Origin of the sequence: Thalassovita aquimarina, from assembly GCF_018219815.1 — a bacterium.
GTDB classification, from domain to species: Bacteria; Pseudomonadota; Alphaproteobacteria; order Rhodobacterales; family Rhodobacteraceae; genus Thalassobius; species Thalassobius aquimarinus.
The window spans coordinates 27,543-41,874 of sequence record NZ_JADMKU010000007.1 but is presented as its reverse complement, the minus strand read 5'-3'; the positions used below and the strand labels follow the sequence as shown (position 1 = coordinate 41,874).

Annotated in this window: 12 protein-coding genes; 3 read left to right on the top strand and 9 right to left on the bottom strand. The window is 62.9% G+C overall.

Annotated elements, in window-relative coordinates:
* The first annotated feature begins 58 nt into the window (after positions 1-58).
* Together IT775_RS21575 and IT775_RS09765 are read left to right on the top strand one after the other, a co-directional pair.
* A complete protein-coding gene (locus IT775_RS21575) occupies positions 59-883 on the top strand; it encodes a helix-turn-helix transcriptional regulator (protein WP_212700922.1) in 825 nt (274 codons plus the stop codon).
* A gap of 451 nt (positions 884-1,334) precedes the next feature.
* A complete protein-coding gene (locus IT775_RS09765; protein WP_212700921.1) occupies positions 1,335-2,120 on the top strand; it encodes an SDR family NAD(P)-dependent oxidoreductase in 786 nt (261 codons plus the stop codon).
* A 120-nt stretch (positions 2,121-2,240) separates the two neighbouring features.
* On the opposite strand, the gene IT775_RS09760 is transcribed toward IT775_RS09765, so the two are convergent.
* From IT775_RS09760 to IT775_RS09720, 9 genes are all read right to left on the bottom strand, one after another.
* Positions 2,241-4,682: a GcvT family protein gene (locus tag IT775_RS09760; RefSeq protein WP_212700920.1), complete on the bottom strand. Its 2,442-nt coding sequence runs from the start codon at positions 4,680-4,682 to the stop codon at positions 2,241-2,243.
* 165 nt (positions 4,683-4,847) lie between these two features.
* The gene (locus tag IT775_RS09755; RefSeq protein ID WP_212700919.1) at positions 4,848-5,762 is read right to left on the bottom strand and encodes an FAD:protein FMN transferase; all 915 of its coding nucleotides are present in this window, start codon (positions 5,760-5,762) and stop codon (positions 4,848-4,850) included.
* A gap of 12 nt (positions 5,763-5,774) precedes the next feature.
* Positions 5,775-6,317 (bottom strand): nitrous oxide reductase accessory protein NosL, encoded by a 543-nt coding sequence (locus IT775_RS09750; RefSeq protein WP_212700918.1) that lies wholly within the window; start codon positions 6,315-6,317, stop codon positions 5,775-5,777.
* Positions 6,314-7,141, bottom strand: a complete 828-nt coding sequence (locus IT775_RS09745; protein WP_212700917.1) for an ABC transporter permease — start codon at positions 7,139-7,141, stop codon at positions 6,314-6,316. The genes IT775_RS09750 and IT775_RS09745 overlap by 4 nt, the downstream gene beginning before the upstream one ends.
* Positions 7,141-8,031 carry an ABC transporter ATP-binding protein gene (locus tag IT775_RS09740; RefSeq protein WP_212700916.1) on the bottom strand — a complete coding sequence of 297 codons (891 nt, stop codon included), beginning with the start codon at positions 8,029-8,031 and terminating at the stop codon, positions 7,141-7,143. Before IT775_RS09740 ends, IT775_RS09745 begins: the two co-directional genes overlap by 1 nt.
* On the bottom strand, positions 8,000-9,328 hold the full coding sequence (locus tag IT775_RS09735; RefSeq protein ID WP_212700915.1) for a nitrous oxide reductase family maturation protein NosD: 1,329 nt from the start codon (positions 9,326-9,328) through the stop codon (positions 8,000-8,002). Before IT775_RS09735 ends, IT775_RS09740 begins: the two co-directional genes overlap by 32 nt.
* Positions 9,325-11,268, bottom strand: coding sequence for a TAT-dependent nitrous-oxide reductase (gene nosZ, locus IT775_RS09730; protein WP_212700914.1), 1,944 nt, complete (start codon positions 11,266-11,268; stop codon positions 9,325-9,327). Before nosZ ends, IT775_RS09735 begins: the two co-directional genes overlap by 4 nt.
* 12 nt (positions 11,269-11,280) lie before the next feature.
* Positions 11,281-13,506 carry a NosR/NirI family protein gene (locus tag IT775_RS09725; protein ID WP_212700913.1) on the bottom strand — a complete coding sequence of 742 codons (2,226 nt, stop codon included), beginning with the start codon at positions 13,504-13,506 and terminating at the stop codon, positions 11,281-11,283.
* Between the two features lie 2 nt (positions 13,507-13,508).
* On the bottom strand, positions 13,509-13,901 hold the full coding sequence (locus IT775_RS09720) for a hypothetical protein (protein WP_212700912.1): 393 nt from the start codon (positions 13,899-13,901) through the stop codon (positions 13,509-13,511).
* A 203-nt stretch (positions 13,902-14,104) separates the two neighbouring features.
* On the opposite strand from IT775_RS09720, the gene IT775_RS09715 reads away from it, so the two are divergent.
* A complete protein-coding gene (locus tag IT775_RS09715; protein ID WP_212700911.1) occupies positions 14,105-14,302 on the top strand; it encodes a hypothetical protein in 198 nt (65 codons plus the stop codon).
* The last annotated feature ends 30 nt before the right edge of the window (positions 14,303-14,332 follow it).

The following is a 14,332-nucleotide window of genomic DNA, read 5'->3' as shown; positions in this document are numbered from 1 at the left end:
CCTCCCAGATATTACGCCGGAACCCGGCACCGGGGCGACCTTTACACGGCGCTGGCAAGTGGCGTATGTCATCCATATGGATGACGAATTCATCAGTGCCTTCGATGCCCTTGGCGTTGCCAGATTGCTCAGAAAGGTCGAAGCGCCGGATTTCGGCGCCTCCGTCCTGGACTTCGTTTCGCAGGCCGGGCCGATCCGCAATTTCGGCGCCTACTTCTGGACCAGCGTGCAACGGAAAAAGGCCGTCTTTTCGATCTGCAGCGGCGATATCGGGTCTTACTGGTTTCACCGCGACGGCACCGACTTCGTCGCCAATCCCGATGTCTTCGCCGAATTGCAGGCCGCGGTCGAAGCCTCCAGCGAACGGGCGTCGACGCTGAGCCGCTTCGCGCCGACCGAAACGGATCCGCGCTTTCCGCGCTATGTCCGGGCGGGCATGTGCGAGAAGCTGTCGATTGCCACCCGCAGGGGGGATCACGCGATCCTGTCCTTTTTCCTGCGCAGCAAGGCCGACGGCATGATTTCGCAGAAGGAAATGCGCGGCTTCGAAGCGCTTCTGCCGGTCGCCCACGAAGCGATTTCCCTGCGCCACAGGATCGTCGGATCCGAGGCTTTCCAGTTCCGCCCGGGCGTTTCGGTGTCCAGCCTGAAGGAACGCGGGCTTCCCCGGTTTTCCAAACTGTCCCCGCGCGAGGCAGCCGCCTGCGACTCCATTCTGGCCGGCCTCACGGTCGCCGGCACCGCGCTGAACATGTCTGTTTCGGAAAATACGGTACGCACCCTGCGACAGCGCGCGTTTCGCAAACTGGGCGTTTCATCGGCCCAGCAGATGACCTCGTTCGTCCTGTTCGAAGCCCAGTTCGGGGAAACCGCCCCCGAATAACGGGCCGCCAGGCAGGACAGCGGTTGCCACCGATGAAAACCCGTTCGGCAGGGTCCCCACCATCCGCGCCGCGGCAGCCATTATCGAGAGCCCCCTATCGGAAGGGACGAAAGGTGCCGAGTACGGAACAACATACCGTCCGATCATCGGCACCCTGCTCCAGTCACATGTCTGTGCATCAAGGTTGGTCTGCGCCTCAGCAAATGCGGCAGGGAACGAAGAGACGCGTGTCACCGAGGAACGGACGTTCCGGTCAAGCCCGGCGAACCGCATCCTGAGGCCTGAACCTCCCCCTCACGTAAACGGCACAAGGCGACCCTCCAAGCAATCCGGGGCCGTTCACCCGGCTTCCCTGGCGTCCCGACCACGGAATTATTGACCTTCGGTGCCGGTCATGCACTGCTTGATCAACGAAGGTGCGAGAAAAGATATCAATGGAGAGGGGAATAGCATGACTGATCAGATCCGAACCGGACGGCTCGACGGCAAGGTCGCGGTAATCACAGGCGGTGCGGCCGGGATGGGGCGGGCAACGGCGCTGGCCTTCGCCCGCGAAGGCGCGACCGTGTCGATCCTCGACATTCAGGAAGAGGCCGGGCAGGAAACCGTCCGGATGATCCAGGACGCCGGCGGCAGGGCCGCTTTCTTCGCCTGCGACGTGACCAAGGCGGATCAGATCGACGCCGCCTTCGACGCGGCGGTGGCCACCTTCGGGCCCTACAACGTGCTGTTCAACCACGCCGGTTCGATCATCGTGAAGCCGCTGCACGAAACGACCGAGGAAGAATACGACTGGCTGATGGACCTGAACGTGAAATCGGCCTTCCTCGTGACCCGCCGTGCGGTGAAGGAAATGGCGGCTTCGGGCGGCGGTTCGATCGTGATCACCTCGTCAATCGCGGCCGAACTGGGCTATGCGCTGGAAAGCGTCTACTGCATGTCCAAGGGGGCCGTTCTGCAGCTGTCGCGCACCATTTCGACCGAATATCGCGATGCCGGCATCCGCTGCAATGCGGTCTGCCCCGGCTTCGTGGAAACTGCGCACGGGTTGAAGGAAATCGCCGAACTGGACGCGGCGGGCCAGGAATGGGAAGACAGCGGCATGGCGGCCACTCAGGGGCGCATTTGTTATCCCGAAGAAGTCGCCAATACCGTCGTCTTCCTTGCTTCCGACGACGCGAGTTTCGTCAACGGCACCGCGACCTATGTCGACAATGGCTGGCACGCGAAGGGCTGACGGGATCGGGCGCCCGTGGCGCCCCACCCTTTTGCGATCACGGGAAACGGACCTGCCCAGCCAAGCCGGGCAGGTTGTTTATTATGACCTCGACGGGCTGTTGCGGCCGATCTCTCCGCCTCACGCCCTGATGCGGCTGTTGTCGGGGTCCCATGCGGGTTTGTCAGGCAGCACCACGGCGGCGCTTGCTTGCCCATAACCGGAGACCTGCAGTTCGGTGCCCGGCTCCGCCAGATCGGCGCGCAACATGCCCAGCCCGATACAGGCCTGCACCCTGTGTCCCCAGCCTGCGGATGTCAGCTCCCCCACGACCTCGCCTTCATGGATCAGCGAGGCCATGTAGGGCGGATCGAACTCCTCGGCTTCGATTTTCACCGTGACGAAGCGTTTGCTGACCCCGCTGGCGTCCTGCGCCTGCAGCGCCGCCTTGCCGCGGAACTCCGGCTTGCCGAAATCGACGAACCGGCCCAGCCCGCCTTCGAGAACGGTGTAATCGGTCGAAAGGTCCTGCTTCCACGCCCGGTACCCCTTTTCGATCCGCAGGGAATCGAGCGCGAACATGCCGAACGGCCGCAGGCCCAACGGCGCGCCCGCCTGCACCACCGCGCCATGGATGGCGGGCATGTCGTCAAACCGCGCGTGGATTTCCCAGCCCAGTTCGCCGGCATAGCTCACCCGCATCAACATCGCCTCGGTGCCCGCAATCCGGGCATCCTGCACGCTCAGCCACGGCAGGGTCAGGTCACCATCTGTCAGCGGGGCAAGGATTTCGCGGCTCTTGGGACCGGTGACGACCAGGCAGGACCAGTCATCGGTTTCATCAGTCAGCTCCAGCCCCGGTTCCAACTGCGTCAGCAGCCATTCCTCGTCATGCAGCTGCGCCGTTGCGGCGGTGATCAGCCAGATTTCATCCTCGGCCAGCCGGGCCAGCGACATTTCGGTGACGATCCGGCCCGTGTCGTCCGCGAAGTAGCCAAGGCCGATGCGTCCGACCTTCGGCACCCGCCCGGTGATCTGCCGCTCAAGCCAGTCAGCCGCTCCCGCGCCGCGCAGCCGGAAGCGTGAAAATCCCGGCAGGTCGAGAACGCCCGCCGCATCGCGCACCGCCGCGCATTCTTCGGCCATCGCCTCTGCCCACGGTCCGTCGCGGCGCCAGGTCCGGGCGCCCTCTTCGCTGGTATCGTCGCCGGGACGCGCGAACCATGCCGCCCGTTCCCAGCCGTTCCAAGCCCCGAAAACCGCGCCAGCCGCCGCCATCCGGTCATGCAGGGGCCCGTATTTCTTGTCGCGCCCTTCCGGCCAGAAATGATGCGGGAAATGCATGGCGTATTCGTGACCATAGACCTCCATCCCCTTGGCGATGCAATATTCGCGGTCCTCGAAGCCGGTGAAGCGGCGCGGATCGCAGGACCACATGTCCCATTCGGTCGCCCCTTCGGTGATCCATTCGGCCAACACCTTGCCGGCGCCGCCGCCCTGGCAGATGCCGAAGGTGAAGACGCAGGCCTCGAACGCGTTCGGCACCCCCGGCATCGGACCGATCAGCGGGTTGCCGTCGGGCGTATAGGGGATCGGGCCATTGATCACCCGGGTCAGGTTGGCCTGTTCCAGCAAAGGCACGCGGGCCATCGCATCGCCGATATGCCATTCCAGCCGGTCCAGGTCGTCCGGGTAGAGCTGGAAGCTGAAATCCTCGGGGAAGGGATCGTCGGGCGTCACCCAATGCGCCTTGCAGTTGCCCTCGTACGGGCCAAGGTTGAGCCCGTATTTTTCCTGCCGCAGGTAATAGGAGCTGTCCACGTCACGTAGCAGCGGCAGCTTGTGCCCAGCATCGCGCGACCATGTTTCAAGCTCGGGGATCGTGTCGAACAACAGGTATTGATGGCTCATCACCATCATCGGCACCTCGCGGCCAAACAGCCGCCCGACCTGTTGCGCGTAATACCCGGCCGCATTGACCACATATTCGCAGCGAATCTCGCCCTTGGGCGTTTCGAGGATCCATTCGCCCCCCTCGCGCCGCGCTCCGGTCACGGGGCAGAACCGTTCGACATGCGCCCCTTCCATCCGCGCGCCCTTGGCCAACGCCTGCGTCAACTGCGCCGGGTCGATATCGCCGTCATAGGGATCGTAGAGCCCGCCGCTGAGATCGTGGGTTTCCAGGAAAGGATAGACCGCGCGCAGCTCATCAGGGGTCATCACCTCCAGATTCATGCCCTGGTGACGCCCCATCGCCTTGACGCGCTGGAATTCCTGCAGCCGCTCGGCGCTGTGGCCGATGCGCACGGAGCCGGTGACATGGTAATTCATCGGGTAATCCACCGCGTCGCCCAGCTGCCGGTAAAGTTCCGCCGAATAGCGCTGCATGTTCATGATCGACCAGCTGGAGGAAAAGGTCGGGACGTTGCCCGCCGCATGCCATGTCGACCCCGCGGTCAATTCATTCTTTTCCAGCAGCACGCAATCGCGCCAGCCAGCCTTTGCCAGATGATAAAGAGCCGAAGCGCCAACCACGCCACCACCAATGATCACCACACGTGCCGAGGACGGAAGTGCCGACATCAGGCTGTCTCCTTGCATTATTCCCAGCAGCAAGGTGTCACCGATGACGCCGCAAGAACAGTAAAAACCTCTTTTCCGGCTTTATGTCCCGCAATGCGGAATTTTCCAACACGTTCGCCTGTGCTTGTCTTGGTGCGAAAGGACCTCGACCCGGTGCGAATTGGTCTAACCTGGCATGGCCCGCTGAAGAAACCTCTCCAGCCGCGCCTGCTTGACCGAACGCAACAGATTGCGCGCTTCCGCTTCGTTGGCGACAAGACAGAGAGCGGTGGACAGACCATCGGCCATGGCGGCGCTCTTCGCGCTGATCGTGATCTCGGTCGGGACCTGCGCTGACCCCTCGGGCGCAAGGATATGGCCCTGATGCCCGGCCTCATCCATTACCGTGCCGAAGGTGGCGGAGCTGGCCAACGCCCGGTCGCGCCAGAGACGGGCCCGGTCCTCGCCCCGCAGGGTGACGGGCCAGCCGTCATGGCCCCGGCCTGCCCCCATCGCGACGATTTCGCCGGTGTCGATCAGCACATCCTTCACACCTCGCGCCGCCAAGAGCGCGGCAACCTTGTCCGCGATGAAGCCCTGCGCGATGCCGTTCAGCGTCAGCGCCTGACCGGGAGCAAGCGTAATCCGACCGGCTTCGGTTCCGACACGGTCGAACCCGACCAGCGCGCGCGCGGCCTTGAGCGGTGAGGCTTCGGGAATCCGGCCAGCCGCCGCTGCTTCGGCCAGCAATCGCCAAAGCGGCTGAACGGTCGGATCGAACAGCCCGCCCGTCACCTCATGTATCCGGCGCGCCAACGTCAGGCATTCGAGCATCTCGAATGAAGGCGCCTCAAGCCGCCCGTTGCGGTTCAGGCGCATGATTTCGCTGTCGGGGCGATACAAGCTGAAGATCTGCTCCAGCCGTGCGATCTCGGCCCGCGCAGCGGCGGCGATGGGCTCGGCCTCGGGGTGATCCAGCACGATCTGCGCCTTAGCGCCCAGTGCCACACCCTGCCAGCGAAACGCTGATGCCGGCGCGGCGGCGGCAGTCAGGCAGGCGGCGGATACAAAGCTCAGAAAACGGCGTCGTTTCATGTGCATGGACTTCACTCCTTACTGCCCGAGCGCCTTCAGGCGGGCATTGATATCGTCTGTTGCAAATGCGGCCTCGGCTTCCGGCGTCTTTGCCCCAAGCACGTCCTTGGCGCGGATGTCCGCAAAGGCCAGCACCCGACCGCCATGATCGCGGGCAAACGCTTCGGCGGCTGTTGGATCGGAAAACGGCACGAATTCGGCAGCCCCCATGCCCCCCACCGCGTCGGACCCGGCGACGTAAAGCGCCTCCTCCGCCCGGATCCAGTCGCCTGGCGTGGTCCAATCGGCCTGCGTCATATCCTGCACATAGGCCACTTTCACGGCATGGCTCTGTTCCGGCATGTGAAGATAGGCGATGACATCGCGCACCTGGCTGAAGAAGATCGGCGCGGGCATGCCGTCCAGATGCGCCTGTCCTTTCGGCCCGTCATGTTCGACCAGCGCCATCTGGCAATAATACCCAAGCGCCTCTTCGGTTATGTCGATCGGGGCGGGCAGGTTCGCCACGTCTTCCTTGCAGGCGGCCAAAACGAGAAGAGAAAAGAAAAGAAGTCGTTTCATGGTACCACCCTTTGAAAAGACAGCCTGGCCAGCAGCGCCGCTGCCAGCGGCCAGATCAGGATCGCGGCGAGCGGCTTCCAGACCGCGATAGAGGACGCAGCACCCGACAAGCCGGAGGCGGCATCCACCGCGCCGGAGGCCGCGAGGTTGAAGATGCGGAAGGCATCGGCCGGGTTCAGGACCAGCGCCCAAGGAAAGACATCGGTGGTGAACGTTCCGCCGTCATCCGCCACGATCGCCGCCAGCAACCCGAGATCGTACAACACGATCGCCACCAGCCAGAGACCGATTGCCATGGCCGCCGCCCCCGAGGGCCGACGCGCAAGGCAGGACATGGCATGCCCCAGGGACAGGAAAACCGCCCCCAGAAGAACCGAAGTCCAGACCAGCCGCCAAAGCGCGGGCAATCCTTGTGCCGCTTCGGCACCGCCGCTTGCAAAGGCAGCGACGGCGGCGACGGCATAGCCTGCGAACACCGCGATGGTGACAACGCCAAGCTGCGCGACGAGCTTGCCAAACAGCAGTTCGGTCCGCGCCAACGGATATGTCAGGCTCAATGCCAGCGTGCCACGCTCGCTTTCCCCCGCGATGGTGTCGAAGGAAATGAGCAGCGCGATCAGCGGGACAAGATAGACCGCAAGCGAAATCAGGCTGGCGACCGTGACGGACAATGGATCGACCGCCATCTGTCCGGCCGGAGCCGCTCCGGCGGCGGAAAGCACCAGCGAGAAGAGCATCATCATCGCCACAGACACGATCACCCAGCGATTGCGCCGGGCGATGGCGAATTCAAGCAGCGCGGTGGCAAGGATACGGGAAATCATCACGCGGCCCTCCCGCTGATATGGGAATACAGATCGTCGAGCGTGGCAGCGTGCACATCGAAATCCGCGATCAGCGGGCGGTGCGCCGCGATGCGTTCCAGAACGGTCAGCTTTTCGGCCGGCGCGCAGGTCAGCATCACGCGCTGGTCGACCAGCCGGCCGTCCGGGAAGACGTCGAGCAACGCCGCCCCCTGCCCCGCCTGCGGCGTGATCTGCACGGTCAGGGGAAGCGCGGCCTCGGCACGCAAATCCGCGAGCGTGCCCTCGGCCACCTGCCGCCCCTGCGACAGGATCACCATCCGATCCGTGCGGGCCTCCAGTTCCGACAGCGCGTGGGACGACAGCAAGATCGCCGTACCGTTCGCCGCCAGTTCATCGAGCAACGCATAGAATTCGCGCCGCGACACCGGGTCCAGCCCCGAGGTCGGTTCGTCGAGGATCATCAAACGCGGGCCACCGATCAGCGCCTGCGCCAGCCCGACACGCTGCCGCATTCCCTTGGAATAGGTGCCGATGCGCCGCCCGGCGGCATCCCCCAGCCCCACCTTTTCCAGAATCTCATCCGCCAGCCGCACCGGCTGCCCCCTGAGCCGCAGATAATAGCGCATCTGCTCGCGCCCGGAGATCGCCGGATGAAATGCCGCGTTCTCCGGCAGGTAAGCGGTCAGCGCCCGGGCGACCGCCGATCCTGGCGCATGGCCCGCGATCGCCGCCGTGCCGCCGTCCGGATGGATCAGCCCGAGCACCAGCTTCATCAGCGTCGACTTCCCAGCGCCGTTGTGTCCCAGAAGCGCGACACGCTCTCCTGCGGCCACCGAAAGCGTCACCTCGTCCAGCACCCGGCGCTCACCATATGTCTTAGTGAGCTTCGAGAGGGTCAGTATCGTCATAGCTCTCTCCTTGGGCCCAAAGCGGGGTCGCCTGGGCCATGCGTTCAATTGTGTCGGGGACCTCCCGCACCGGTGCGGTCGTCAGCGGGTGGCTGTCCACCACGCCTCCGGTTCGCGCGGCCGGAAATTGCGATTGGCTCCAACGGACAAGCTGCACGGCGGGACTGCCGAGCAACAGCTTGGCGGCGGGTTGGGACCACAGGATATGGTCCATCAGATCGTTGGGGCGATAGGCGCTATCGGCCCGCGCATCGCCATCGAGGTCGAAGGCCGGATGATCGGACCAGTAGTTGCCCCGCCCCTCGTGGCTCCATTCCACATCGCTGGTCCCGACGTATTTCACCTGCGTCCGGTTGCCGACGAACGCGTTGCCGGTGATGGTGTTGCGTTCGGACCCGGCTGTGAAATGTACCCCTATTTCGCAACCCACGAAGTTGTTTTCCGCAATGATATTGCGGTGCGAATTGTAGACGAAGGCACATTTTCCAGTCCCGCCGGTCACGAAATTCGCAAAGATGTCGGATTGATTGGTATAGTTCAGCATCACGCCGTGGTCGCGATCGTTGATCGAAATGTTGTTCTTGGCCGTGATCCGGTCGGAATACATCAGCGCGAAACCAAGGTGATTTCCGATCGAGATATTGTCTTCGATCACGCTGTCGTTCGTGTACATGTAGTGGACCGCGAAACGCAGGTCGCGAAACAGGTTGCCACGAAACACATTGCGTTTGGACACGTTCGAAAAGATTCCGTCGCGCCCGTAGCGCACCTCGTTTCCGATCACTTCGGTACCCGGTGCGTTCCAGATGTAAATCCCGTTTCCCCGGTCGTTCATCCGGGCCAACCGCAGCCCCTGGATCCGGTTGCCCTCGACAAGGGCATTACGTGCGCCGTGAACGTCGATGCCGACAAGGTTACCGGTCAAAACGTTGTCCAGAATCCGCGCGCCGTGCGCCCTCCGGGTCAATTTTACGCCTGCGTCGATGGGTTCGTGCACCCGCCCCGATCCGGTCAGATGCAGACCGCGCACAGTGGCATCCGGCGCATCCACCAGAACGACGGACCCGGTACCGTGGGCATCGATTACGGCGCCGGCCTGCCCGGTCAGCGTCAGCGACTTGTCGATCGTCACCGGGCCGTCGTAACGGCCCGGTGACAGGATGATCTCGTCCCCCTCCCCGGCAGCGGCGAGCGCAGCCGCCAGCATGCCTTCGCCGGGAGCAATGGTCACACGTTCGGCAATCGCCGGGGCAGCGATCAGCACAAGCGCCGCGAGAAGGGGAACGATACGGATCATGCGCCGGTCGGCTCCACCAGCATGCGGCCGCGCATTTCCATGTGCAGCGCATGGCAGAACCACTGGCAGTAGTACCAGTAGACGCCCGGTTTCGACGCGGTGAAGGTGACCGACGCCGTTGCCTGCGGCCCGACTTCCATCGCGACCCCGTGGTTGTTCAGCGTGAAGCCGTGGGTCAGGTCGTCGATATCGTCGAGGTTGGTGACGTAGACCGTGACCTCGTCGCCTTGCTTCACCGTGAACTGTTCGAGCGAGAACTGCGGCGCCTGACTGGACATGTAGATCCGCACCTTGTTGCCGTCACGGATCACGCTGTCCTGCCAGTCGTCGAGGTCAATGCCGTCGGCCTCGGCCTGTGCCCGCGCATCGGCCCACATCGGGTCGTTGCGGTCCCAGACCGATTTCGGGTTTACCACCGACCGGTGCACGAGGATCGAGTCGTGCGGTTCGGCAAAGGTCGGCCCGTCATGGACCAGCGTCATGTCGCTCCCGTCGATCGCGAACAGCTGTTCGTTCTCCGGTTTCAGCGGCCCGACATTCAGGAAGCGGTCTTTCGAGAACTTGTTCATCGACAGATACCACTTGCCGTCCGCCTCGAGCGTTTCGCCCATGGTGGTCGAGTTGTGACCCGGCTGATAGTGGACGTCCTGCTTGTTCAGGATCGGGTCCACGCTTTCGCCGTTATAGGCGCGCACGGCGTTTTCGATGTTCCACATCACAACCTGGCTGTCGAGGAACAGCGTCGTGAACGCGTTGCCCTTGCCGTCGAAACAGGTGTGAAGCGGCCCAAGGCCCAGTTCCGGTTCGGCCACGACGACCGAGCGCGGATCGAGGCTGTCGTCCTCGAACAGGGCATCGAACTTGCGCACATCGAGCACCGAAACGGTGGGCGACAGTTTCCCGGCCACGCAAAGGTGGATCTTGTCGGGCGCCATGTTGATGCCGTGCGGGCTGTTCGGGATCGGGACGTAACGGGTGTAGTTCTTGTTCGACCCCTTGCGCCCGTCGATCACCGGCACGCCGTTCAGTTCGGTATAGTCGCCGTTCTCGACCGCCTTCTCGATCTCCTTGATGTTGAAGATCACAACGTGGTCCATCTCGGCTTCCATCATTTCGGCGAGGTTCATCCCCATTTCCGAGTTGTAGGACGTCGAGAAGGCGTATTTGCCGTCGTAATCCGCATCCGTGTTGTCGAGGTTGCCCGACACCATCACCTGCCACGCGACCTTCATTTCATCCGCGTCGATCGCGGTGTAGAAGTTCACGTACTTGTCCGGCTCGTCCAGGATCTTGCCGTCATTGACCATCGGCACTTCATCCTCGCCATTGGCGAAGACATAGTTGGTGCGCGGCCATTTCTGCGGGCGCAGACCGTGAATCGCCTTGGCGTTCGGGATGTCGATGATCTTGTCGGGCTTCATCACGTCGCAGCGCACCCGCGCGACGCGGGTGTTGGCCTTGTCGTTCATGAACAGGTAGCGGCCATCGTACTTGCCTTCGGTGAAGGACATGTGGACGTGGTGAAGGTCGCCGTTGTCATGGACAACCTTGCCCTGTGCCGCCAGATATTCCTTGGTTTCCGGCAGCATGTCCTGGGTCAGGATCTTCAGGCTTTCGTTGGTCTGCCCCCAACCGGTGGCCGAACAGCGGTTGAACACCGGCACGCGCATCAGTTCACGCATCGACGGCACGCCGAGAATACGCATCTCGCCGCTCTGGCCCGAGGACCAGAAGCCGTAATATTCGTCCAACTCGCCCGGTGCGGGGCTTGCATGGCCGGTCTGCGCCAGCGCCGCGCCCGGCGTGGTCGCTGCGGTCACCGCAGCCGCCCCGCCAAGCAGACCGAGCCGTACACCGCCGGTCCCCATCAGGGCCGCACCGGTCGCTGTCGCGCCCATGAAACCGCGGCGGTTAATGCCTTTTTTCTCAGTTTTTGACATCTCTGTCTCCTCTCAGTTTTTCTGAAGATTAGGATGGTTTTCGAGCCCTTTCCTCGCATTGAGGAACGCGCTCGGGTCGGAGTTCGAGCCCTTTCGTTTGAGCTTCTTGATGACGACGGGACACTTGGTCTTGGACTGGTAGAGCACCTGGCAATGCATGCAGTTGAGGCATTCATTGGGGTTGATTTCACCGGTCGGATGGATCGCCTGCACCATGCATTCGTTGGCGCATACCTGGCAGGGCGAACCGCATTCTCGATACCGCTTGAGCCAGTCGAACATCCGCAGACGGGCCGGAATAGCGAGCGCCGCGCCCAGCGGGCAAAGGTAACGACAATAGAAGCGTTCGACGAACAGCCCGGCGATCAGAAGCGCCGCGGCATAGGCCACGAAGGGCCAGGCCCGCACGAAATTGAGCACGATGGCGGTCTTGAACGGCTCGACTTCGGCCAAGTGCTCCGCCTGTTCGATCGAGGCAAGAGAGACGCCGAAAAGGCCGAGGAAGATCATGTATTTGATCGGCCAGAGGCGCTCATGCAGCCCCCAAGGCAGGGTGATCTGCGGCACCCTCAGGGCGCGGGCGATGTGGTTGGTCAATTCCTGCAACGCGCCGAACGGGCACAGCCAGCCGCAATAGGCCCCCCTGCCCCAGAACAAGAGCGCCGCCGCGACCGAGAACCACAGGATGAAGGTCAGCGGATCGAGCAGGAATGCCTGCCAGCTGAAATCCGTGGTCAGCGCACCGAACAGCGCCATGAGGTTCACCACCGAAAGCTGCGCGTTGGCAAACCACCCCAGGAACACCAGCGTGATCGTGAGGAAGCTGTAGCGGAAAATCTTCACTGCGCGCTCCGAGCGGGTCAGCTGTATCTGGAAGAAGAAGGCGAGCGTCAGCACCACCAGCATTGTCGACAACACGACGATTTCCAGCGTCTTGTCTTCCCAGATCTTTTTCCACAGCGCCTGTTGCGCGGCCTGTTCGCTCGGATCGGCCTCCGTTGCCGCCGCCGTTTCAACCGCCGCAACCACCGGGCGCAGGAAGCTCTGGGGCAGCTGATAGCCCAGATCGAAGGTGGTGAAGACCTTTTCGATCGCGGCGACTTCGCGCTGCACGAGAAGTTGCAGCCGGAACGGCTTGGTCGGGTCGAAGCCGCTATCCGCGGGGATCTTGAACAGATCGCGCTCGGTGAATTCCGGAGCGTCGCCCAGGGGGATCGTCCCCATGCGGCGGTGGCCCCGGTCACGGAAACGCACCGACACGTCCCCCTGGATCAGCACGATCCGGTCAAAAATGCCACCACGCACGTAGCCGGACCCCTTGAAGGAATAGAGCCCCCGGCCCACCACTGCGATCGCGTGTTCGCTGGCATCCAGCCAGTCCTCGAGGTTGCCGTAATCCGCCTCGCCCAGAATGGCGCGGCCAATAGACGGCACCGAGACGAGCGCCATCTGCATGTCGATGAAATTCGTCTCGGGCGGTTCGGTCAGTGCGCGCGCAGCGGCGCGCGGATCATCCATTGCCTCGAACGCGGCGTTGATCTGGCCCACGTCCAGCGACAGGCGGCGCACCGTGCCGTCGCCTTCCATCGCCATCCAGCTGTCCGCGGCCTTGGCCGCTTCGTTTATCTCGTATTTCGGGCCGGTTTCCGCCTTGGCCCGAAGCCCGCCAAGACCCAGGGCGCGCGCAACCTTCAGCCCGGACCGGATGATCGAATCGTCGATCACCATGATCGTCACGGTCGCGCCGGAAATGATTTCCAGCTCATGGCCAGACCCACCCGCCGCGGCTTCGTCCACAAGCGACAGGCCGCGGAAGTCGGCCGCCATTTTCTTGATCTTGCTGTCGGGGATTCCGATCAGGACGATGGGTTCGGAATGCTTGACCAGATCGACGCCAAGGATAACCGCGTCATTGTCCACCGCGACCATCGTGTGGATCGGCTTGCCGGAATAGCCAGTCGTGCCGACGAAATCCGAGGTGACGAAAACGTGACCGATCTGTTCACCGCCGGACAGAAGCGGCGCGACCGGCACGTCGTCACGGATCGGGCCGAATGCGTCCGCGCCTTCGACCAGCGCGCCGGGTTCGATTTCAGGAAGATACTGTGCCAGCACGCTCTGGCCGGTCTGGGCCGACGCCGGGCTGGCGAAACCGATGATGATGAGGGCCAGGAGGCCCCAGATCCGATGTAAGCTCGATAGAAGCCGCCACAAGACGGCAAGGTTGGAAACCTGCATTATCACACAACTTTCTGGTTTGGGGGGCCGCGGGACGGGGACTCGATCTCGCGCAGCACGACAGGTGCGGTCTCAGGCACGGCCCAGACGATGCGGGCACAGCCTTCCGGCCGGGGGCTGATAGCGGAACGCGTCAGGTCCATGACGGGAACGAGGCTGCAATCGGCACAATGCACACAATCCTCGATCGGGTCATCGATCGGGTTGCCGTTTCGATCCAGAGTGATCGTTTCAGCCTGCCCGGCCGAACCGCAGATCACGATGGTCCGATTCCCGGCAGTCGAAAGCTCATGAGTGGCACGCGCATACCCCGCATTCGCTGCGGCGATAACGAGTGTCGTCGTCAGCAAGGCCATCACAACAAGATTGAATACGCATTTCATATGAGCATTCATGCTCCTACCGACCCGCCGCGTCATTGACATGGATCAAAGGTGAACCGATTGGGTATTTTTTAATTAAGCAATTGAAAATAATATATTAATCTTTGAATGCATCACCTACCATTTCGGACCTTGCGCCCCCCCCGGCCCACCTCCGGCAAGGATGCTCAGAAAAGTCGCAAGTCCATCACATAGCTCCCGGACTCGCCCCCCGTTTGTCGACCTCGCGTCAGCGCGCCCGCGCGATCCAAGTTTCCAAGCAGATCGGCGGCGGGAAGAGCGACATCTTCTGGCTGACCGACGAACAGATGGCCCCCTTCGGCCCCACCTTCCGAAACGCCATGCCAAGCCACCGCTCGATGATCGCCGATCAGGTGCATGCAAAACGGCGCACGGCTATGCTGTCGGCGTAAAATCAGGACGGGCGACGAAAAAATTTCGTC

Coding starts and splice junctions, on each gene's coding strand:
- IT775_RS09765 (WP_212700921.1), top strand. CDS start 1,335: ATGACTGATCAGATCCGAACCGGACGGCTCGACGGCAAGGTCGCGGTA.
- IT775_RS09760 (WP_212700920.1), bottom strand. CDS start 4,682: ATGTCGGCACTTCCGTCCTCGGCACGTGTGGTGATCATTGGTGGTGGC.
- IT775_RS09755 (WP_212700919.1), bottom strand. CDS start 5,762: ATGCACATGAAACGACGCCGTTTTCTGAGCTTTGTATCCGCCGCCTGC.
- IT775_RS09750 (WP_212700918.1), bottom strand. CDS start 6,317: ATGAAACGACTTCTTTTCTTTTCTCTTCTCGTTTTGGCCGCCTGCAAG.
- IT775_RS09745 (WP_212700917.1), bottom strand. CDS start 7,141: ATGATTTCCCGTATCCTTGCCACCGCGCTGCTTGAATTCGCCATCGCC.
- IT775_RS09740 (WP_212700916.1), bottom strand. CDS start 8,031: ATGACGATACTGACCCTCTCGAAGCTCACTAAGACATATGGTGAGCGC.
- IT775_RS09735 (WP_212700915.1), bottom strand. CDS start 9,328: ATGATCCGTATCGTTCCCCTTCTCGCGGCGCTTGTGCTGATCGCTGCC.
- nosZ (WP_212700914.1), bottom strand. CDS start 11,268: ATGTCAAAAACTGAGAAAAAAGGCATTAACCGCCGCGGTTTCATGGGC.
- IT775_RS09725 (WP_212700913.1), bottom strand. CDS start 13,506: ATGCAGGTTTCCAACCTTGCCGTCTTGTGGCGGCTTCTATCGAGCTTA.
- IT775_RS09720 (WP_212700912.1), bottom strand. CDS start 13,901: ATGAATGCTCATATGAAATGCGTATTCAATCTTGTTGTGATGGCCTTG.